This window comes from Micromonospora sp. DT47, assembly GCF_049844475.1.
Lineage (GTDB): Bacteria > Actinomycetota > Actinomycetes > Mycobacteriales > Micromonosporaceae > Micromonospora.
In genome coordinates, this window is sequence record NZ_JBNCLC010000013.1 from 19632 (window position 1) to 40070 (window position 20439).

General features: G+C 74.5%; 18 protein-coding genes. All 18 read left to right on the forward strand.

Going from position 1 to position 20439, the window contains the following annotated elements; translation table 11 throughout:
- Window positions 1-149 precede the first annotated feature (149 nt).
- The 18 genes from ACLQ2U_RS20110 to ACLQ2U_RS20195 all read left to right on the forward strand — a co-directional run bounded on the left by ACLQ2U_RS20110 (window position 150) and on the right by ACLQ2U_RS20195 (window position 20203).
- A complete protein-coding gene (locus ACLQ2U_RS20110; RefSeq protein WP_425752244.1) occupies window positions 150-1082 on the forward strand; it encodes an ABC transporter ATP-binding protein in 933 nt (310 codons plus the stop codon).
- A gap of 231 nt (window positions 1083-1313) precedes the next feature.
- The gene (locus tag ACLQ2U_RS20115) at window positions 1314-2102 is read left to right on the forward strand and encodes an ABC transporter permease (protein ID WP_425752349.1); all 789 of its coding nucleotides are present in this window, start codon (window positions 1314-1316) and stop codon (window positions 2100-2102) included.
- 9 nt (window positions 2103-2111) lie between these two features.
- Complete coding sequence (locus ACLQ2U_RS20120) at window positions 2112-2921, forward strand: ABC transporter permease (RefSeq protein WP_425752245.1); 810 nt, start codon at window positions 2112-2114, stop codon at window positions 2919-2921.
- A gap of 64 nt (window positions 2922-2985) precedes the next feature.
- Window positions 2986-4071, forward strand: a complete 1086-nt coding sequence (locus ACLQ2U_RS20125; RefSeq protein WP_425752246.1) for a YihY/virulence factor BrkB family protein — start codon at window positions 2986-2988, stop codon at window positions 4069-4071.
- A gap of 260 nt (window positions 4072-4331) precedes the next feature.
- Complete coding sequence (locus ACLQ2U_RS20130; protein ID WP_425752247.1) at window positions 4332-5510, forward strand: ROK family transcriptional regulator; 1179 nt, start codon at window positions 4332-4334, stop codon at window positions 5508-5510.
- 139 nt (window positions 5511-5649) lie between these two features.
- Window positions 5650-7161, forward strand: coding sequence for a sugar ABC transporter ATP-binding protein (locus tag ACLQ2U_RS20135; RefSeq protein WP_425752350.1), 1512 nt, complete (start codon window positions 5650-5652; stop codon window positions 7159-7161).
- A gap of 31 nt (window positions 7162-7192) precedes the next feature.
- Entirely contained in the window at window positions 7193-8311 is a 1119-nt protein-coding gene (locus ACLQ2U_RS20140) for an ABC transporter permease (protein ID WP_425752248.1), read from the forward strand.
- A gap of 125 nt (window positions 8312-8436) precedes the next feature.
- A complete protein-coding gene (locus tag ACLQ2U_RS20145) occupies window positions 8437-9489 on the forward strand; it encodes a substrate-binding domain-containing protein (protein ID WP_425752249.1) in 1053 nt (350 codons plus the stop codon).
- 53 nt (window positions 9490-9542) lie between these two features.
- Window positions 9543-10730 carry a Gfo/Idh/MocA family protein gene (locus tag ACLQ2U_RS20150; RefSeq protein WP_425752351.1) on the forward strand — a complete coding sequence of 396 codons (1188 nt, stop codon included), beginning with the start codon at window positions 9543-9545 and terminating at the stop codon, window positions 10728-10730.
- A gap of 261 nt (window positions 10731-10991) precedes the next feature.
- A complete protein-coding gene (locus tag ACLQ2U_RS20155; protein WP_425752250.1) occupies window positions 10992-12140 on the forward strand; it encodes an inositol-3-phosphate synthase in 1149 nt (382 codons plus the stop codon).
- Entirely contained in the window at window positions 12137-12994 is an 858-nt protein-coding gene (locus tag ACLQ2U_RS20160; protein ID WP_425752251.1) for an SCO3242 family prenyltransferase, read from the forward strand. The genes ACLQ2U_RS20155 and ACLQ2U_RS20160 overlap by 4 nt, the downstream gene beginning before the upstream one ends.
- Window positions 12991-14019 carry a sugar phosphate isomerase/epimerase family protein gene (locus ACLQ2U_RS20165; RefSeq protein ID WP_425752252.1) on the forward strand — a complete coding sequence of 343 codons (1029 nt, stop codon included), beginning with the start codon at window positions 12991-12993 and terminating at the stop codon, window positions 14017-14019. Before ACLQ2U_RS20160 ends, ACLQ2U_RS20165 begins: the two co-directional genes overlap by 4 nt.
- 60 nt (window positions 14020-14079) lie before the next feature.
- The gene (locus tag ACLQ2U_RS20170) at window positions 14080-14682 is read left to right on the forward strand and encodes an EboA domain-containing protein (RefSeq protein ID WP_425752253.1); all 603 of its coding nucleotides are present in this window, start codon (window positions 14080-14082) and stop codon (window positions 14680-14682) included.
- Window positions 14683-15549, forward strand: a complete 867-nt coding sequence (locus ACLQ2U_RS20175; RefSeq protein ID WP_425752254.1) for a TatD family hydrolase — start codon at window positions 14683-14685, stop codon at window positions 15547-15549.
- Window positions 15549-16748 carry a metabolite traffic protein EboE gene (gene eboE / locus ACLQ2U_RS20180; protein WP_425752255.1) on the forward strand — a complete coding sequence of 400 codons (1200 nt, stop codon included), beginning with the start codon at window positions 15549-15551 and terminating at the stop codon, window positions 16746-16748. The genes ACLQ2U_RS20175 and eboE overlap by 1 nt, the downstream gene beginning before the upstream one ends.
- On the forward strand, window positions 16745-18220 hold the full coding sequence (locus tag ACLQ2U_RS20185) for an alkaline phosphatase family protein (RefSeq protein ID WP_425752257.1): 1476 nt from the start codon (window positions 16745-16747) through the stop codon (window positions 18218-18220). Before eboE ends, ACLQ2U_RS20185 begins: the two co-directional genes overlap by 4 nt.
- Window positions 18217-19284, forward strand: coding sequence for a polyprenyl synthetase family protein (locus tag ACLQ2U_RS20190; protein ID WP_425752258.1), 1068 nt, complete (start codon window positions 18217-18219; stop codon window positions 19282-19284). The genes ACLQ2U_RS20185 and ACLQ2U_RS20190 overlap by 4 nt, the downstream gene beginning before the upstream one ends.
- A gap of 136 nt (window positions 19285-19420) precedes the next feature.
- Window positions 19421-20203: a sensor histidine kinase gene (locus ACLQ2U_RS20195; protein ID WP_425752259.1), complete on the forward strand. Its 783-nt coding sequence runs from the start codon at window positions 19421-19423 to the stop codon at window positions 20201-20203.
- Window positions 20204-20439: the final 236 nt, after the last annotated feature.

The following is a 20439-nucleotide window of genomic DNA, read 5'->3' on the forward strand; positions in this document are numbered from 1 at the left end:
GGCCGGCCGGGCGACGGACGGGGGTTCACGTGCCGGGCCCGCCGGTGACGGTCGGTAGTCTATGTGACTCCGCGTGATCGGGGGGGTGCCGGTGGTGCCGGCGGGCGAATCCGCTCGAATGTGTCGGACCGGGTGGCTAGGGTCGGCCGGTGACCACTGTTCAACCCCTCATCCGGGCGCGCGGGCTGGTAAAGCGGTTCGGCGACTTCACCGCCGTGGACGGCATCGACGTCGAGGTGCGACCGGGCGAGGCGTTCGGCTTCCTCGGCCCCAACGGCGCCGGCAAGTCCTCCACCATGCGGATGATCGGCTGCATCTCCCCGCCCAGCGAGGGCGAGCTGCGCATCCTCGACATGGACCCGGTGCGCGACGGCACGGCGATCCGGGCCCGGCTCGGCGTCTGCCCCCAGCTGGACAACCTCGACCCCGAGCTGACCGTCCGGGAGAACCTGCTCACCTACGCCCGCTACTTCGGCATTCCCCGCCGGGTGGCCCGGGAGCGCGCCGCGGAGCTGCTCGACTTCGTCCAGCTCACCGAGCGGGCCGACAGCAAGGTGGAGCCCCTCTCCGGTGGCATGAAACGCCGGCTCACCATCGCCCGGGCGCTGGTCAACGAGCCCGAGCTGGTGCTGCTCGACGAGCCCACCACCGGGCTCGACCCGCAGGCCCGTCACCTGGTCTGGGAACGGCTGTTCCGGCTCAAGCAGCAGGGCGTCACGCTGGTGCTGACCACCCACTACATGGACGAGGCCGAGCAGCTCTGCGACCGTCTGGTGGTGATGGACGGCGGCCGGATCGTCGCCGAGGGCTCGCCCCGCGTGCTGATCGAGCGGCACTCCACCCGGGAGGTGGTGGAGCTGCGCTTCGCGGCCGAGTCGCAGGAGACGTTCGCCGGCAAGCTCGACGGGCTGGGGGAGCGGGTGGAGGTGCTGCCCGACCGGATCCTGCTCTACGTGGCCGACGGGGATGCGGCGGTCGCCCAGGTCGAGGCGCGTGGGTTGACGCCGGCAGCCGTCCTGGTCCGGCGCAGCAGCCTGGAGGATGTCTTCCTGCACCTGACCGGGCGCACCCTGATCGACTGACACGGGCCGGACCGCTGCCGTCGGTCGGGTTGCGTCGGCGCCCGCAACCCCGCCGTGGACCGCCGGTACGGGGGGCTGTTCCCGCCCCGGCGGCTTACGGGTTCTCGGGCGGTCCAGCGGAAAGTGCCGCGACACCCGCCCGGTCCGGTCGTAGGGTGGCCGGCGGCCTGTCGTACCCCCGGGGTAGGAAGGCCGTGGTGGACGGCGGGTGAGGGGAGGCCAGGGGTGAGCGTGACGCAGCGGTCCCGGCCGGCGTTGCCCAGGGTGCCGGCGCTGGCGGTGCTGGCCCATTATCTGACCGGCTACCGGCGCACCTGGCGGGCCGGGATCTTCTCGTCCTTCCTGCTGCCGACGCTGACCGTGGTCGGCTTCGGGCTGGGCGTCGGGGCCTACGTCGACCAGGGCGTCGACGGGGTGCGCTACCTCGACTGGATCGTGCCCGGGCTGATCGCCTCCACCGCGTTGCAGGTGGCGGTCGGCGAGGCGACCTGGCCGGTGTTCAGCAACTTCCAGTGGATCAAGACCTACTTCGCGCAGGGCGCCGCGCCGCTGCGGGTCGGTGACATCGTCGCCGGCCACCTGGCCTTCGTGCTGTTCCGGGTGCTCGCCACCAGTGCCGCGTTCCTGCTGGTGACGGGCCTGTTCGGGGCGCTGCGCACAGGCTGGGCGGTGGCCACCCTGCCGGTGGTGGCGCTGCTCTGCCTGGCGGTCGCCGCGCCGACCTTCGCCTACGCCGCGGCGGTGACGAGCGACAGCTGGCTGGCCATGCTGTTCCGCTTCGCGGTGATCCCGATGAGTCTCTTCGCCGGCGTCTTCTTCCCGGTGGAGTCGCTGCCCGGGGCGCTGCGGTGGCTGGCGTACGCGACGCCGCTCTGGCACGCCGTCGACCTGTGCCGGGCGGCCACGCTCGGCACGGCGCCGCAGTGGTCGGCCCTCGGCCACCTGGCCTACCTCGCCGCCTGGGCGGCGGCCGGCTGGTTGCTCGCCGTCCGCGTCTTCCGCCGCCGGCTCGTGGTCTAGGAGGCTCGCGTGGTCACTCTGGTCCTGCCCCGGCTGCTCGACGTGTCCGGCACGTCCCGCCGGTCCGCCTCGGTGGTCGAGCGCAACGTGGCGGCGCTCAAGCCGGTCTACTGGCTGCTGCTCGTCTCCGGGTTCGTCGAGCCGGTGCTCTACCTCTTCTCGATCGGCATCGGGGTCGGCCGGCTGATCGACGGGTTCACCCTGCCCGACGGCCGGGTGGTGGAATACGCCGCGTTCGTCGCCCCGGCGATGCTGGCCTCCTCCGCGATGACCGGGGCGATCGCCGAGACCACCTTCAACTTCTTCGGCAAGATGAAGTACCTCAAGCTCTACGACGGGGTCATCGCCACCCCGGTACGGCCGTTCGAGATCGCGCTGGGGGAGCTGGGCTGGGCGATGGTGCGCGGTTCGGCGTACTCGGCGGCCTTCCTGGCGGTGATGGTCGCGATGGACCTGACCACCGCCGGGCGGGCCGTCGTCGCGTTCCCGGCGGCGGTGCTGGTCGGCTTCGCCTTCGGCGCGGCGGGCATGGCGCTGGCCACCCTGATGCGCAGCTGGCAGGACTTCGACCTGATGGGCTCGGCGCAGTTCACCCTCTTCCTCTTCTCCGGCACCTTCGTGCCCGCCGAGTCCTATCCGGCGCTGCTGCGCTGGGTGGTGGAGGCGACCCCGCTCTACCGCTCGGTGCACCTGGTCCGGGACATCTGCGTGGGCGGTTCCGGCTGGTGGTGGCTGCTCGACGTGCTCTACCTGCTGGCGCTGACCGTCCTCGGGCTGGTCGTGGCCTCCCGGCGGATGGTGGGCCTGCTCTACAAATGAGGGGTTAGGTGTCGGCTCCGGCGGGCATGTCGAGGGCGACACACGCCGACCACGAGGAGGGGCGATGGCCTCCGACGAGACGTCCGCCGGGCGCGACCGCGACGACGTGGGCGCAGCGACCGCGGCCCAGCACGACCGGGACCGTTCCGGCGACCGGCGGAACGCGGACGCCCGCCGCCGGCCGGTCGGCCCGGACGGCGGGCCGGACAGCCCCACCCAGCTCCCGGCCTCCGGCTGGAAGGCGGCGTTGAAGCGCACCGTCAGGGAGTTCCAGGACGACAGCCTGACCGACTGGGCGGCCGCGCTGACCTACTACGGCGTGCTCTCCATCTTCCCCGGCCTGCTGGTGCTGATCTCGATCCTCGGTCTGCTCGGTCCCGAGGCCAAGGAGGGGGTCAAGGACACCGTCGGCCAGGCGGTGCCGCAGGACAACATCCGCACCATCATCGAGAGCGCGATCACCCAGGCCGGCCAGTCCGGCGGGCTGGCCAGCATCGCCGCGATCATCGGTCTGCTGGCCGCCTTCTGGTCGGCCTCCGGTTACATCGCCGCGTTCATGCGCGCCTCGAACACCATCTACGACGTGCCGGAGGGGCGGCCGATCTGGAAGACCCTGCCGATCCGGCTCGGGGTGACCGCGGTGATCGGCGTGCTGCTGCTCGCCGCCGCGGTGATCGTGGTCTTCACCGGTGGTTTCGCCGAGCAGGTCGGCAACGCGATCGGACTGGGCTCCACGGCGCTGGCGGTGTGGAACATCGCCAAGTGGCCGGTGCTGCTGCTCCTGGTCAGCCTGATGTTCGCGATCCTCTACTGGGCCTCGCCGAACGCCAAGCACGGCGGCTTCCGCTGGGTCAGCCCGGGCGGGACGCTGGCCGTGGTGATCTGGCTGGTGATCTCCGGCCTCTTCGCCCTGTACGTCAGCAACTTCGGCTCCTACAACAAGACCTACGGCGCCCTGGCCGGCGTGATCATCTTCCTGATCTGGCTCTGGCTGAGCAACATCGCGATCCTGCTCGGCGCCGAGTTCGACGCGGAGCTGGAGCGCAGCCGGGCCATCTCCGCCGGGCACCCGCCGGAGGAGGAGCCGTACGTGGAGCTGCGCGATGACCGCAAGCTCAAGAAGAAGCGCAACGCCGCCGGCAGGCGCTGACCGCCACCCCGTTCCACCGCCCGCCCGTTCCGCCATCCGCCCCGCCGCTCTCCCGCGGTGGGGCGGACCTTTTCGGCGGCCAGCCCGGCGTTGATCGACTCCGGGCGGCGATGTGGCGGCGTCCGATCTTTTGCTCGATCAGACAAAAGTTGGTGTCGGATCGACCGAAGCTATGGACAGATGGCGCGGAAGTCTCCTACTGTGTCGGACACAACACATCGCTGTCATGTCGGTGTGAACCCGAGGCGGAGGTGAGTCCCGTGCGGACGGCAGATCCCCTGCATCTGCGGCTGCTACGGCTGCTGCGCGACGAGGGCCCCGCGTCCCGGGCCGAGCTGGGCGACCGGTTGCAGATGCCCCGTCCCCGGCTCCTCGCCGAGCTGGAGCGGCTGGTCGGCCTCGGTCTGGTGGCCGAGGCCGGGCTGGCCGCCTCAAGGGGCGGGCGACGCTCCACCCTGGTCGAGTTGAACCCCGGCCTCCGGTTCGCCGCCGTCGACCTGGGCGCCAGCTCGATCGACGTCGAGGTGGTCAACGGCCGGTTGGAGCCGGTCTCCGCGTACGCCGAGGCGGCCGACATCCGCTCCGGGCCGAAGGTCATCCTGCACCGGGTCAACGAGCTGCTGCACAAGGCGCGCGTCGACGGGGCGTACGAGAAGCTGGACGGGGTCGGCATCGGGGTGCCCGGGCCGGTGAGCTTCCGCGACGGGGTGCCGGTCTCGCCGCCGATCATGCCTGGCTGGGACCGGTTCCCGGTGCGTGAGCTGCTCACCCGGGAGCACGGCTGCCCGGCGGTGGTCGACAACGACGTCAACATCATGGCGATCGGCGAACGCCACGGCGGGGTCGCCCACTCGGTGGACGACTTCCTCTTCATCAAGATCGGCACCGGAATAGGGTGCGGGATCTACCTCAGCGGCGAGGTCTACCGGGGCACCGACGGCTGCGCCGGCGACATCGGGCACATCCAGGTCGACGCGCACGGTCCGATGTGCTCCTGCGGCAACGCCGGCTGCCTGGAGGCCGTGTTCAGCGGCGCCGCACTGGCCCGGGAGGCCATCGCGGCCGTCCGCGCCGGCACCGCGCCGGCGCTCGCCGAACGGCTCGCCGCGCGCGGCGTGCTCACCGCGCGGGACGTCGCGGAGGGGGCGGTCGAGGGGGACGTCACCTGCATCCAGCTGATCCGCGACGGCGGCCGGCGGGTCGGCCAGGTGCTGGCCGGGCTGGTGAGCTTCACCAACCCGTCGATGATCGTGATCGGTGGTGGGCTGGCCCACCTCGGCCACATCCTGCTCGCCGAGATCCGCAGCGTGGTCTACCGCCGGTCGCTGCCGCTGGCCACCGGCAACCTGCCGGTCGTCCTCTCCGAACTCGGCCCGCGCGCCGGCGTGGCCGGGGCTGCGGTGCTGGCCAGCGACATCGCCTTCGGGGAGGCGTCGTGAGCGCGAGGAGTGAGCCGGGTCTGCGAGCCCCGCAGTCGCGAACGGAGGCGACGCAGTGACCGTCCCGACGCCCGCCGACCCGGGCGCCGCGCCGGCCGCGCCGCTGGTCGAGCCGCCCGCCGACGCCGTACCGGGCGAGGTGGTCCTGCGCCTCACCGACGTGGTCAAGACCTTCCCCGGCGTACGGGCGCTGGACGGGGTGCAGCTGGAGGTGCGGGCCGGCGAGGTGCACTGCCTGCTCGGCCAGAACGGGGCCGGCAAGTCCACCCTGATCAAGGTGCTCGCCGGGGTGCACCGACCGGACTCCGGCCGGGTGGAGTGGCGCGGCGAGCCGGCCTCCTTCGCCAACCCGCAGGCCGCGATGCGGGCCGGCATCGCCACCATCTACCAGGAACTCGACCTGGTCGAGGACCTCTCGGTCGCGGAGAACGCCTTCCTCGGCCACGAGCCGCGCCGGCTCGGCTTCGTCCGGCGCGGCCACATGGCCCGCCGGACCCGGGAGATCCTCGGCCGGCTGGGCCACGGCGAGATCCCCCCGAGCCGGATGGTCCGGGCCCTGCCGGCGGCCGGCAAGCAGGTGGTCAGCATGGCCCGGGCGCTCTCCCACGAGGCCCGACTGATCATCATGGACGAGCCGAGCGCGGTGCTCGCCCACGACGAGGTGGGCAACCTGTTCCGGATCATCCGGGAACTCACCGCGCAGGGCATCGCGGTCATCTACATCTCGCACCGGATGGAGGAGATCCGCGAGATCGGTGACCGGGTCACCGTACTCAAGGACGGCCGGACCACCGCGGCGAACCTGCCGGCCCGCGACACCCCGACCCGCGACCTGGTCGCGAAGATGACCGGCCGGACTATCGAGTACGTCTTCCCGGACCGCCCGGACGACACCGCGGACGGCGAGGAGCTGCTGCGGGTCGAGGGGCTGAGCCGGGCCGGCGAGTTCGCCGACGTCTCGCTGGGCGTCCGCGCCGGGGAGATCGTCGGCATCGCCGGGCTGGTCGGCTCCGGCCGCTCGGAGCTGCTGGAGACCATCTACGGCGCCCGCCGCCCGGACGCCGGCACGGTCCGGATGGCCGGCCGGGCGCTGCGGCCGGGCAGCGTCGGCGCGGCGGTACGGGCCGGCATGGGCATGGCCCCCGAGGAGCGCAAGAGCCAGGCGCTGCTGCTCGGCGAGCCGATCCACCGCAACGTCACGCTGGCCACCTTCACCCGGTACGCCCGCCTCGGGTTCACCGACGCCGGGCGGGAACGGGCCGCGGCGGAGCGGATCGCCGACAGCCTCCAGCTGCGGCCCAGCGACGTCCGCCGGCCGGTACGCACCCTCTCCGGCGGCAACCAGCAGAAGGTCGTGGTCGGGCGCTGGCTGCTCGGCGACACCCGGCTGCTGCTGCTCGACGAGCCGACCCGGGGGGTCGACGTGGGCGCCCGGGCGGAGCTCTACCGGGTGATCCGGGAACTGGCCGCCCGGGGCGTCGGGGTGCTGCTGGTCTCCAGCGAGGTGCCCGAGGTGCTCGGCCTGGCCGACCGGGTGCTGGTCATGCGCGAGGGCCGGATGGTGCGCGAGGCGCCGGCCGACGAACTGGACGAGAACACCGTGCTCGACCTCGTCATGGCGGGGTCCCTGATGGAAGGCGCGCCGGCATGAACGAGCGCAGCGAGCGGAAAGAGGTGACGGCATGAGCGAGGCGACCGGGACCGCGACGCCGGAGCGGCCGGGCCTGCCGGCCCAGTCCCCGCCGGTCGACCCGGCCGAAACGGCGGCGGCGACCGGGAAGACCGCCGCGCCGGGCCGCCTCTCCTGGTGGCACGGGGACGGTGGCGAGGGCGCCAAGCGCAACGTCGGCCTGATCGCGGTGCTCGTGGTGCTGATCGTGATCGGCGCAGCCACCCGCTGGGACCTCTACTCCAACCCGGACTGGGTGTGGAACAACACGCTGACCATCCTCAAGCTGGCCTCGGTGGTCGGAGTGGTCACCGTCGGGATGACCTTCGTGATCATCGGTGGCGGCATCGACCTGTCGGTCGGCGCGATCGTCGCGCTGGCCGGGGTCTGGTGCACCACGGTCGCCACCCAGAGCTACGGCGCCGGCGGCATGATCTTCAGCGCGCTCACCGTCGGGCTGGCGGTCGGCGTGGTCAACGGGCTGCTCATCTCGTACGGGCGGCTGGTGCCGTTCATCGCCACGCTGGCCATGATGGTCGCCGCCCGCGGCCTGGCCGCCGAGATCTCCGACAAGCAGACCCAGGTCTCGGACAACACCTTCATCAACGGCATCGCCAGCACCGAGCTGCTCGGCATCCCGCTGCTGGTCTACATCCTGGCCGCCGTGGTGGCCGCCGGCTGGGTGCTGCTCAACCGGACCACGTTCGGCCGGCGTACGGTCGCCGTCGGCGGCAACCCGGAGGCGGCCCGGCTCGCCGGCATCAACGTCCGCCGGCACACCCTGCTGCTCTACGGGCTCTCCGGTCTCTGCTGCGGCATCGCCGCGGTCATGCTGACCGCGCAGGCCAACTCCGCCCAGGCGGCCATGGCCAACCTGTACGAGCTGGACGCGATCGCCGCGGCCATCATCGGCGGGACGCTGCTCAGCGGCGGCCGGGGCACCATCGTCGGCTCCCTGCTCGGGGTGCTGATCTTCTCCACCATCACCAACCTCTTCGCCATCAACGGCCTCTCCACCGAGGCCCAGAACATGGTCAAGGGCGGCATCATCGTCGGCGCCGTCCTGGTCCAGCAGGTGCAGTTCCGCAGCCTCACCCAGTTCCTCGGCCGCAACCGGGCCACCACCGCCTGACCGTCGCGGCGCCGGCCGGCGCCGCCCCGACCCCACGAACCACCGCAGTCTCCGGGCCACCCGCACGGTGGCCGGGCCCAGCACACCCTTTCCCGCCCCCACCACCGCGAATACAGGAGGTCGTCATGACCCAGCACAGTCGCGACCTGTCCCGCCGCCGGCTGCTGTTCGGCGGGGCCGCCGTCGGCGCCGGCGTGCTCCTCGCCGGTTGCACCAGCAACGAGACCGAGCCCACCGCCGCGCAGACCAAGGCGGCCGCGGCCGGCGGCAACAACGAGCCGGGCAACAAGGTCGTCATCGGGTTCTCCGCCCCGGCCGCCGACCACGGCTGGATCGCCGCCATCACCAACAACGCCAAGGCGCAGGCCCAGGCGTACTCCGACGTGGAGTTCAAGTCGGTGGAGGCCGGCGCGGACGCGGCGGCCCAGCGGGCGGCGCTGTCCACCCTGGTCTCGCAGAAGCCCGACGTGATCGTGCTGCTGCCGCACGACGGCAAGGAGCTGAACGCCTTCGGCCTGGAGGCGATGAAGGCCGGCATCCCGGTGATCAACCTGGACCGGGCCTTCCCGGACGCGCGGGCCTACCGGCTGCAGATCAAGGGCGACAACTACGGCATGGGGGTGGCCGCGGCCACCTACATCGTCGCGCAGCTCAAGGCCAAGGGCGTCAGCAGCCCGGTGATCGGGGAGATCCCCGGCATCGACTCGCTGGAGCTCACCCAGGAGCGCTCCAAGGGCTTTGCCGACACCCTCGCCGCGAACGGGCTGAGGGTGGCCAACCGGCGGCCGGCGGAATTCACCGCCGACTCCGGGCAGCAGGCCGCGACCGGCCTGTTCCAGGCGCTGCCCAAGATGGATGCGCTCTGGAACCACGACGACGACCAGGGCATCGGCGTCCTCGCCGCGGTGAACCAGGCCAACCGCAAGGAGTTCCTCATGGTCGGCGGCGCCGGCTCGAAGAAGGCCATGGAGGACATCCAGGCAGACAACACGGTGCTCAAGGCGACCGTCACCTACAGCCCGTCGATGGCCTCCTCGGCCATCTCGCTGGCCCGCCTGATCGGCCAGGGGAAGGGCATGTCCGACCTGGTGGAACTCCAGGTGCCCAAGGAGATCGTGCTCGCCTCCGAGACGATCACCAAGGAGAACGCGGGCAACTACCTCAAGCTCGGGTTCTGACACACGGGGGGAGACCCACCTTGTCCACTCACCACACCGAACTGCGGGTCGGCATGGTCGGCTACGCGTTCATGGGCGCCGCGCACTCGCAGGCCTGGCGGACCGTGAACCGGGTGTACGACCTGCCGGCCCGGGCCCGGATGGCGATGATCTGCGGTCGGGACGCCGGGAAGGTGGCCGGCGCGGCCGACCGGCTCGGCTGGGACGCGTACACCACCGACTGGCGCGCCCTGGTCGCCTCCGACGAGATCGACGTGGTCGACATCTGCACCCCGGGGGACAGCCACGCCGAGATCGCGCTCGCCGCGCTGGCCGCCGGCAAACACGTGCTCTGCGAGAAGCCGCTGGCCAACACGGTGGCCGAGGCGCGGGCGATGACCGCCGCCGCGGCCACCGCCCGGGCGGCCGGGGTCCGGTCCATGTGCGGGTTCAACTACCGCCGGGTGCCCGCGGTCACGATGATGCGGCAGCTGGTCGCCGACGGACGGCTCGGCGTGATCCGGCACGTCCGGGCGGCGTACCTGCAGGACTGGATCGTGGACCCGCAGTTCCCGCTGGTCTGGCGGTTGCAGAGGGACAGGGCGGGATCCGGTGCCCTCGGCGACATCGGGGCGCACATCATCGACCTGACCCAGTACGTCACCGGGCAGCGGATCACCGGGGTCAGCGCGGTCACCGAGACCTTCGTCAAGGAGCGGCCGCTGCCGGCCGGGTCCAGCGGGCTGGCGGCGACCGCCAACGGCTCGGTCGACGGCGGTGGGCCGCCCACCGGCCCGGTCACCGTGGACGACGCGGCGGTCTTCGTCGCCCGGCTGGACGAGGGGTCGCTGGCCACGTACGAGGCGAGCCGGTTCGCCACCGGCCGCAAGAACGCCCTCCGGGTGGAGATCAACGGTTCGCTCGGCACCGTGGCCTTCGACCTGGAACGCCTCAACGAACTGGAGTTCTACGACGCCACCCGGCCCACCGCCGAGCAGGGCTTCACCCGGATCCTGGTGACCGAGGGGGAGCACCCGTACATGTCGGCGTGGTGGCCGCCGGGGCACATCATCGGCTACGAGCACTCCTTCACCCACCAGATGCGCGACTTCGTCGAGGCGGTCGCCACCGGCGCCGACCCGACGCCGTCCTTCGCCGACGCGTTGCAGGTCCAGCTGGTGCTGGACGCGGTGACCCGCTCGGCGGAGCTCGGCTCCCAGTGGACCGAGGTGGAGCCGGCCCTGGCCGCGCTCGCCGTCTGACCAGACCACCTCACGGCGCCGACCGGCGAGGGACCGGCCGCGGTTGCGCCCCGCGGCCGGGACGGGGGCCGGTGCCGGGAGGGCGTGCGGCCGGGCCATCACGGCCCGGTGGCGCACGCGTACGACGGTCGTCCGGTGCGGCCGGACCGGGATTCCCCGGCCGTACCGGACGCCGACCGACCTTGCCTGTCAGCCCCGTCCGTCCATACTGGTCGGACGGACAGCGGTCCGGCGTCGGCGGTACCCGACGGAAGGAGCACCATGCGTACGGGTGTCTGGCTGGTGGGGGCGCGCGGTTCGGTCGCGACCACCGGCATCGTCGGAGGGCTCGCCCTGCGGGCCGGCCTGGCCGGGCCGACCGGCTGCGTCACCGAGCTGCCCGCGCTGCGCGGTCCCGCGCTGCCGGGCTTCGCCGACCTGATCTTCGGCGGCCACGACGTGGCCACCACCCCGCTCACCAAGCGGGCCGAGGCGCTGGCCGCCGCCGGCGTGCTCCCCGGCCGGCTGGCCGCCGCGCTCGCCCCCGACCTGGCCACGGTCGAGGAGGATCTGCGCCCCGCGCCGGCCGGTGGCAGCCAGGCGGAGCGGGCCGCCGCGGTCGTCGCCGATCTCACCGCCTTCCGCGCGCGGCACCGGCTGGACCGCGTGGTGGTGGTCAACGTCTCCGCCACCGAACCGGCCGCCCGCCCGCACCCCGGACACGCCGACCCGGCCGCCCTGCGCGCCGCGCTGGCCTGCCCCGGCGAGGTGCTGCCGCCCAGCTCGCTCTATGCGTACGCGGCGGTCGAGGCGGGCTGCCCGTACGTCGACTTCACCCCGTCCACCGGGCTGCGGCTGCCGGCGCTGGAGGCGCTGGCCGTCGCGCGCGGCCTGCCGTACGCCGGGCACGACGGCAAGACCGGGGAGACCCTGGTCAAGTCGGTGCTCGCCCCGATGTTCGCGATGCGGCACCTGGCCGTGCGCTCCTGGTCCGGGGTCAACCTGCTCGGCGGCGGCGACGGCGCCACCCTCGCCGACCCGGCCGCCAACGCGGCCAAGGTGGGCAGCAAGCAGCGGGTGCTCGGGGAGACCCTCGGCTACCTGCCGCAGGGCGGCACCCGGATCGAGTACGTCGAGGAGCTGGGCGACTTCAAGACCGCCTGGGACCTGATCACCTTCGCCGGCTTCCTCGGCACCGGCATGCGGATGGAGTTCACCTGGCACGGCTGCGACTCCGCGCTGGCCGCGCCGCTGGTGCTCGACCTGGCCCGGCTGACCGCCGCCGCGCACGCCGCCGGCGAGGTCGGCCCCCTGACCGAGCTGGCGTTCTTCTTCAAGGACCCGCTCGGCTCGCCCACCCACTCGCTCGCCGAGCAGTGGCAGCGGCTGGTCGGGTTCGCCGGGCGGCTGCATGCGGGAGGCGCCGCGTGACCACCGTCGCCGACCTGGCCGAGCTGGTCCGGGCGCCGGCCGCGCTCTCCGTACCGGGGGACGTGGTCGCCGGCGCCACCGCGGCCCGGGCGCTCGGCCCGCGTACCGCCGCCCTGGCCGGCGCGTCGGTGCTGCTCTACTGGGCCGGGATGGCCGCGAACGACTGGGCCGACCGCCGGCTGGACGCCGTCGAACGGCCGGAGCGGCCGATCCCCAGCGGCCGGGTCGCCCCGGCCACCGCGGTCGGCCTCGCCGCCGGGCTCACCGCCGCCGGCCTGGGCCTGGCCGCCGCCGCGGGCGGCCGTCGCGCCACCGCCGTCGCGCTCCCGCTCGCCGCCGCCATCTGGGGGTACGACCTGACGGCGAAGAACACCGCCGCCGGTCCGGCCGTGATGGCCGCCTGCCGGGGGCTGGACGTGCTGCTCGGCGCGACCGGCGGCCGGGTGGCCCGGGCGGTGCCGGCCGCGCTGACCGTGGCCGCGCACACCTGGACGGTCACCGCGCTCTCGCGCCGCGAGGTCACCGGCGCCGACGCCGCCCTGCCGCTGCGCACCCTCGCCGGCACCGTCCTGGTGGCGGTCGCCGCCACAGCCTCCCGCCAACGGGACGTGACCGCGGCGCTGCCGGTCGCGCTGGCCGGCTGGTACGTCGCCCGGTACGGCGGCGCGCAGGCCCGGGTGGTCGCCGAACCCACGGCCGGCCGGGTCCGGGCGGCGGTCGGCGCCGGGATCACCGGGCTCCCCGCGTTGCAGGGGGCGCTCACCGCCCGGGCCGGGGCCGGGCTGCTCGGACTGGCGGTGGCCGCAGCCGCGCCGCTGGGCCGCCGGCTGGCCCGGAAAGTCTCGCCGACATGACCGCCCCGCAGCCCCGCCGACCGGAACCGGACCGACCGGCCCCGACCACCCCGCCGCCGGCTGGCGCGCCGGGCGGGGGGAGCGGCGGGCCGCGGTTCGGCTACGGGACCAACGGCTTCGCCAACCACCGCCTCCACGACGCCCTGGCGGTCATCGCCGACCTGGGCTACCGCGGTGTCGCGCTCACCCTGGACCACGACCACCTCGATCCGTTCGCACCCGGGCTGACCCGCCGGGTGGCCCACGTGGCGCGCCGGCTGGACGCCCTCGGCCTGGCCGTGGTGATCGAGACCGGCGCCCGGTACCTGCTCGACCCCTGGCACAAGCACGCCCCGACCCTGCTGCACGACGAGCCGGCCCGGCGCGTCGAGTTCCTCCGCCGGGCGGTCCGGATCGGCGCCGACCTGGGCGCCGAGGCCGTCAGCTTCTGGGCCGGCGTACGCCCCGACACCGTCGCGCCGCGGATCGCCTGGGACCGGCTGGTCGCCGGCTGCGCGCCGGTGGTCGACGCCGCCGACCGGGCCGGCGTGCCGCTCGGCTTCGAGCCGGAGCCGGGGATGCTGGTCGAGGACATCGCCGGCTGGTGGCGGCTGCGGCACGCGCTCGGCGATCCGGAGACCTTCGGCATCACCCTCGACATCGGACACTGCCGCTGCCTCGAGTCGCAACCGGTGCCGCAGTGCGTACGCGAGGTGGCCGCGCACCTGGTCAACGTGCAGATCGACGACATGCGCCGGGGCGTGCACGAGCACCTGGAGTTCGGCGCGGGCGAGATTGACTTCCCGCCGGTGCTGCGCGCCCTCGCCGACGTCGGCTACCGGGGGCTGGTCGCGGTGGAGCTGCCCCGGCACTCGCACGCCGCGCCGATAGTCGCCGCCCGGTCGCTCGACTTCCTGCGCGCCGCCGCGCCGACCACGGACCACCCCGACGCGTCCTTTGCTCTGCCGCAGCGGACGCAACACCCGACGTCCGATATCCGGACGCCGACCGTTGCGGGGAGGGCAGCAGAGCAAAGGACGCGGTGAGGCATCGCGCCGCGGCGCGGGAGCAGCGCCAGGGAGCAGCAGCACGAGGAGGGAGACGGCATGACACCCGATCGACTGCGGGCCGCGCTGGAGGGCGTACCCGATCCCGACTGGCTGGCGACGGCGCTGCGCCGCGTCGCGACCGAACCCGCGACGATCGCGCGGTTCTTCCCGGCCGCCGGCCGGCGCTGCGGCCGGGCCGAGCTGCCCGACGCGCCCGGCTGGACGGCCGACGAGGCGGCCCGGGCGCTGCTGCTCGCCGTGCTCCCGGCCGACCAGGTCGCCGGGCACGCCGAGGCGCTCTACCGGCACGGCGACGCCGCCGAGAAGCGGGCCGTGCTCAGGGCGCTGCCGCTGCTGCCGGTCGGTACGGCGGGGTTGCCGCTGCTGCACGACGCGATCCGCACCCACGACACCCGGCTGGTCACCGCGGCGCTCGGCCCGTACGCCCGGCACCTCGACCCGGCGGCCTGGCGGCAGGCGGTGCTCAAGTGCGTCTTCACCGGCGTCCCGCTCGCCGCCGTGGCCGACCTGGACGCCCGCGCCGACGCCGAGCTGGCCGGGATGCTCGCCGCGCTCGCCGCGGAACGGCACGCCGCCGGCCGGCGGCTGCCCGCCGACGCCACCGACCTGCTCGACCGGCTCACCGTCAGGGAGGCGTGAATGCGCATCTTCGACCCGCACATCCACATGACGTCACGGACCACCGACGACTACGAGCGGATGGCCGCCGCCGGGGTCCGCGCGGTGGTGGAACCCGCGTTCTGGCTCGGTCAACCGCGTACCAGCGCCGCCTCGTTCGCCGACTACTTCGACTCGCTGATCGGTTGGGAGCCGTTCCGGGCCGGGCAGTTCGGCGTCCGGCACCACGCCACCGTCGCGCTGAACCCGAAGGAGGCCAACGACCCGCGCTGCCGGCCGGTGCTCGACCTGCTGCCCCGCTACCTGGAGAAGGACGCCGTGGTCGCGGTCGGCGAGATCGGGTACGACTCGATGACCCCCGAGGAGGATGAGGTCTTCGCCGCCCAGCTCGCCCTGGCCGTCGCGCACGATCTGCCGGCGCTGGTGCACACGCCGCACCGGGACAAGGCCCGCGGCGTCGAGCGGAGCCTCGCGATGGTCGCCGAGTCCGGCGTCGACCCGGGGCGGGTGGTGCTCGACCACCTCAACGAGGTGACCGTGAAGCTGGTCCGGGACACCGGCTGCTGGCTGGGCTTCTCCATCTACCCGGACACCAAGATGTCCCCGCCGCGGATGGTGGAGCTGCTGCGGGCGTACGGGACCGAGCGGGTGCTGGTCAACTCGGCCGCCGACTGGGGGCGCTCCGACCCGCTGCTCACCCGGGCCACCGGGGAGGCGATGTTGCTGGCCGGCTTCACCGACGACGACGTCGACCGGGTGCTCTGGCGCAACCCGGTGGAGTTCTACGGCCAGTCCGGCCGACTCGACCTGACCGACCTCGATCTCGCCGACGTCGACCCGCCGGCCGGCACCTTCGCCGGCAACTCGATCCTGCGCGGCGGCAGCTGATGCGGCTGCGGCACGCCGACGGCAGCACCGTCCACCTCGGCTACTGCACCAACGTGCATCCGGCCGAGGACGCCGCCGGCATCCTCGCCCAGCTGGACACCCACGCCGTGCCGGTCCGCGAGGCCCTCGCCGCCGACCGGCTCGGCCTCGGCCTCTGGCTGGCCGCGCCGGCCGCCGCCGAGCTCGCCGCCGACCCGGCCGCCCGACGCCGGTTGCGCGCCGAGCTGACCGTGCGCGGGCTGGAGGTGGTCACCCTCAACGGCTTCCCGTACGGGGCCTTCCAGGCGCCGGTGGTCAAGGGCGCGGTCTACCGGCCGGACTGGACCACCGACGCCCGGCTGGACTACACCCTCGACCTGGCCCGGGTGCTGGCCGACCTGCTCCCCGACGACGCGGCCCGGGGCTCGGTCTCCACCCTGCCGCTGGCCTGGCGGCACCCCTGGGACGCTGACCGGGCGGACGCCGCCCGGCGCCGGCTGGACCGGCTCGCGGCCGGCCTCGCCGCCGTCGAGCGGGACACCGGCCGGCCGGTCCGGGTCGGCTTCGAGCCGGAACCGGGCTGCGTGGTCGAGCGCACCGGGCAGGCGGTCGCGGCGCTGGCCGGGGTGGACACCGAGCGGCTCGGCGTCTGCCTGGACCTGGCGCACCTCGCCTGCGCCTGGGAGGAGCCCGCCGAGGCCCTCGATCGGCTCCGCGTGGCCGGCCTGCCGGTGGTCAAGGTCCAGGTCTCCGCTGCGCTGGCGGCCGCCGACCCGGTCGGCTCCGCCGCCGCGCTGGAGCGCTGGGTGGAGCCGCGCTTCCTGCACCAGACCCGGGCCGCGGGCTGCGCGGGGGCGGTGGATCCGGCCGATCCGGCGTACGCCGCCGACGACCTGGACGCGGCGCTGGCCGCCCGGCCGCCGGGGCCGTGGCGGGTGCACTACCACGTGCCGCTGCACGCCCCGCCCGAGGAGCCGCTGACCTCGACCCTGCCGGTGCTGCGCGCCGCGCTGGCCGCGCTCTTCTCCGGCCCGACGGCTGGTTGCGACCACCTGGACGTCGAGACGTACACCTGGGGGGTGCTGCCCATGGCGCGGCGGCCGCGCACCGACGCGGAGCTGGCCGGCGGGATCGCCGCCGAGCTGGCCTTCGCCCGCGACGAGCTGGTCGCCCTCGGCCTCGCCGCCGCAGCCCCGGCCGGGACGGGGGTACGACGATGAGCCGGCGACTGGTGGTGCTGGACGTGGTCGGGCTGACCCCGCGGCTGCTGGCGCACATGCCCCGGCTGCGCGCGGTCGCCGACGCCGGGTTCTCCGCCGAGCTGGGCACCGTGCTGCCCGCGGTGACCTGCTCGGTGCAGGCGACCTTCCTGACCGGTGAGCCGCCGTCCGGGCACGGGATCGTCGGCAACGGGTGGTACTTCCGCGACCTCGGCGAGGTGCTGTTGTGGCGGCAGCACCACGCGCTGGTCGGCGGGGAGAAGCTCTGGCAGGCGGCCCGCCGGGCCGAGCCCGGCTACACGGTGGCCAACGTCTGCTGGTGGTACGCGATGGGCGCGGACGTCGACTGGACGGTCACCCCGCGCCCGGTCTACCACGCCGACGGGCGTAAGGAACCGGACTGCTGGACCGATCCGCCGGAGCTGCACGACACGCTCACCGACGCGCTGGGCACCTTCCCGCTCTTCACCTACTGGGGGCCGGGGGCCGGGCTGCCCTCGTCGCGGTGGATCTGCCGGGCCGCCGAGCGGATCCTCGCCGAGCAGGCGCCGGACCTCACCCTGGTCTACGTGCCGCACCTCGACTACGACCTGCAACGCTTCGGCCCCTCCTCGCCCCGGGCCGCCGCCGCGGCGGCCGAGCTGGACGCGGTGCTCGCCCCGCTGCTGGACGCCGCCCGGGCCAGGGACGCCACCGTGGTGGCGCTGTCGGAGTACGGCATCACCGACGTCTCCCGCCCGGTGGACGTCAACCGGCTGCTGCGCGCCGAGGGGCTGCTGCGGGTGTACACCCAGGCCGGGATGGAATACCTGGACCCGTGGACGTCCCGGGCCTTCGCGGTCGCCGACCACCAGGTGGCGCACGTGTACGTCCGCGACCCGGCGGACGTGCCGGCGGTGGCGAAGCTCTGCGGCGCCCTGCCCGGGGTGGCCGAGGTGCTGGACGCCGACGGCCGGGCGGCGGCCGGGCTGGACCATCCGCGCGCCGGCGAGCTGGTGCTGGTGGCCGAGCCGGACGCCTGGTTCACCTACTACTACTGGCTCGACGACGCCCGCGCCCCGGACTTCGCCCGGCTGGTCGAGATCCACCGCAAGCCTGGGTACGACCCCGCCGAACTCTTCTTCGACCCGGCCGCACCGGGCGCCGCGAAGCGCCGGGCGGCGGTCGCGCTGGCCCGCAAGAAGCTCGGCATGCGCTACCTGATGAGCGTGGTCGGCCTGGACGCCGGCGCCCGGGCGGTGCGCGGCTCGCACGGGCGGCTCCCCGTCGACCCGGCGGACGCCCCGGTGCTGCTCTGCTCCGACCCGGCCGCCGCCCGGGACCGGATCCCGGCCACCGGTGTGAAGGCGCTGCTGCTGGAGCTGGCCGGCCTGGGGTCGGCCGCTCGTCCCCCGGCTCCGGCCGCGAGGGCGGCAGCCGGTCCGCCGCCGGCCGGGGGGCGCGCGGCCGGGCATCGGGGGGAGGCACCGTGACGGTGACCGCGGCGCCGACCGACGCGAGCGGGCTGCGGGCGCGGTTCGACGCCGAACTGGTGGCCTTCCTCGACCGGCAGGGCCCGGACTGGCCGGATGGCGCACCGCGCGGCGTCTTCGCCGCGCTGCAACGGTTCGTGCTGACCGGCGGCAAGCGGCTGCGCCCGCTCTTCTGCTACTGGGGCTGGCGCGGCGCGGGCGGCGAGGACGGGCGGCCGATAGTGGTCGCCGCGGCGGCGCTGGAGCTGTTCCACGCCTTCGCGCTGATCCACGACGACATCCTGGACGGCAGCGACAGCAGGCGGGGCGAGCCCTCGGTGCACCGGCTCTTCGCCGACCTGCACGCCCGGTCCGCGTGGCGGGGCGACCCGGAGGCGTACGGGCGCAACACCGCGCTGCTCTGCGGGGACCTCTGCGCCGCCTGGTCGGACCAGATGTTCCACGAGTGCGGGCTGAACACCGCGCGGGTCTGCCGGGGGTACGCCGTCTTCGCCCGGATGCGGACCGAGGTGATCGCGGGGGAGTACCTGGACCTGGTCTCCGGGGTGGGCGACGGCTCGGTGGCCAGCGCGCTCACCGTGATCCGGATGAAGGCGGCCCGCTACACCGTCACCCGGCCGTTGCAGATCGGCGCGGCGCTGGCCGGTGCGGACCCGGAGCTGGTCGCCGCGCTCGCCGAGTTCGGTGACCCGCTCGGCGACGCGTTCCAGCTCCGCGACGACGTGCTGGGTGTGTTCGGCGACCCGGCGGTGACCGGCAAGTCCACCCTGGACGACCTGCGCGAGGGCAAGCCGACGGTGATGATGGCCCTGGCCCGGGCCGGCGCGGACCGGGCGCAGACCGCCCGGCTGCGTGACCTGCACGGCGATCGCGGCCTGGACGCGGCCGGGGCGGCCGAGCTGCGCGCGATCATCGAGGCGACCGGGGCGAAGGAGGAGATCGAGCGGCTGATCCGGGTCCGCGCCGACGCCGCCTGGGCCGCCCTGGGTCGGGTACCCCTGGCGGAGCCTGCGCGGGCAGCGCTCGCCGGCCTGGCCGACCAGGCGGTGCACCGCCGCAGCTGACCCGGCCCTCGGTGAGGCCGACCGGAGCGCGACACGCAACCCTGCCGGAACCCGCCGCCGGGTACCGGCGACACCCGGTGCGTGATCTCCGGACGCGCCGGTTAAGGCACGCGTCGGCTGCCGTACCTTGGGCCGCATGGGACGCCTCGCGGACTGGCGTCGGGTCGTGCGGGCGCACCCGGCGGTCGCCGACGCACTGCTGGCCGGGCTGCTCTTCGTGGTCAGCCTGCTGCCGGTGGACCCGCCCGGCGGCCCCGCCCGGGCGCCGCTGACCGCCGGCGCGGTGCTCTTCGCCCTGCTCGGCTGTGGCGCGCTCGCCCTGCGCCGCCGACACCCGCTTCCGGTGCTCGCCGTCGTCACCGTCCTGGTGGTCGCCGCCCTGCTGCTGGGCTACGCGCGCGGCCCCTTCATGATCGTCGTGGCGATCGCCGCGTACACCGTGGCCACCCGGACCGACCGGCGGACCGCGTGGGTGGCCGGTGCCGGGGCGGCGCTCGCGGTCACCGACGCGCCCACCGAGCCGGCGCCCAGCCTCAACCGGCTGGACGCCCTGGTCGAGGGCTTCAGCGCCGGCCAGCCGGTGCGCTGGACCGTCGCCGGGCAGCCCCGCCCGCTGCCCACCGCGGTCGACGTCGCGGCGTACCGGGTCATCCAGGAGTCGCTGACCAACGCGCACAAGCACGCGCCGGGGGCGGCCGTCGCGGTCCGGCTGCGCTACGACGACCACGGCGTGACCATCGAGGTACGCGACGACGGCCCGGTCCGCCCGGCGGGGGAGCGGCCCGGGGCGGGGCTCGGACTGCTCGCGATGCGGGAGCGGGCCGAGGTGGTCGGCGGCACCTTCTCCGCAGGCCCGCGACCCGAGGGCGGCTTCGGAGTCCGCGCCGAGCTGCCCGCCCCCGAGGAGGAGGCCGAGTGACGATCCGGGTGCTGCTCGCCGAGCCCGGTCCGGTGCGGGCTCTTCCGCACCGGTCCCGACGGTCCTAGAGTGAGGGCGGCGACCGCGAGGTGGCCGGTGACCCGACGGGAGGCGCAACCCGTCGGGCCCAGGTGCGTAGGCACCCACCGGTGATCCTTCGTGGCCGCCGCGCACCGGCCCGGCCCGGTCACCCTCGCCCCGGTCCCGCTCAGGAATCCCCATCACGACAGGGGAGA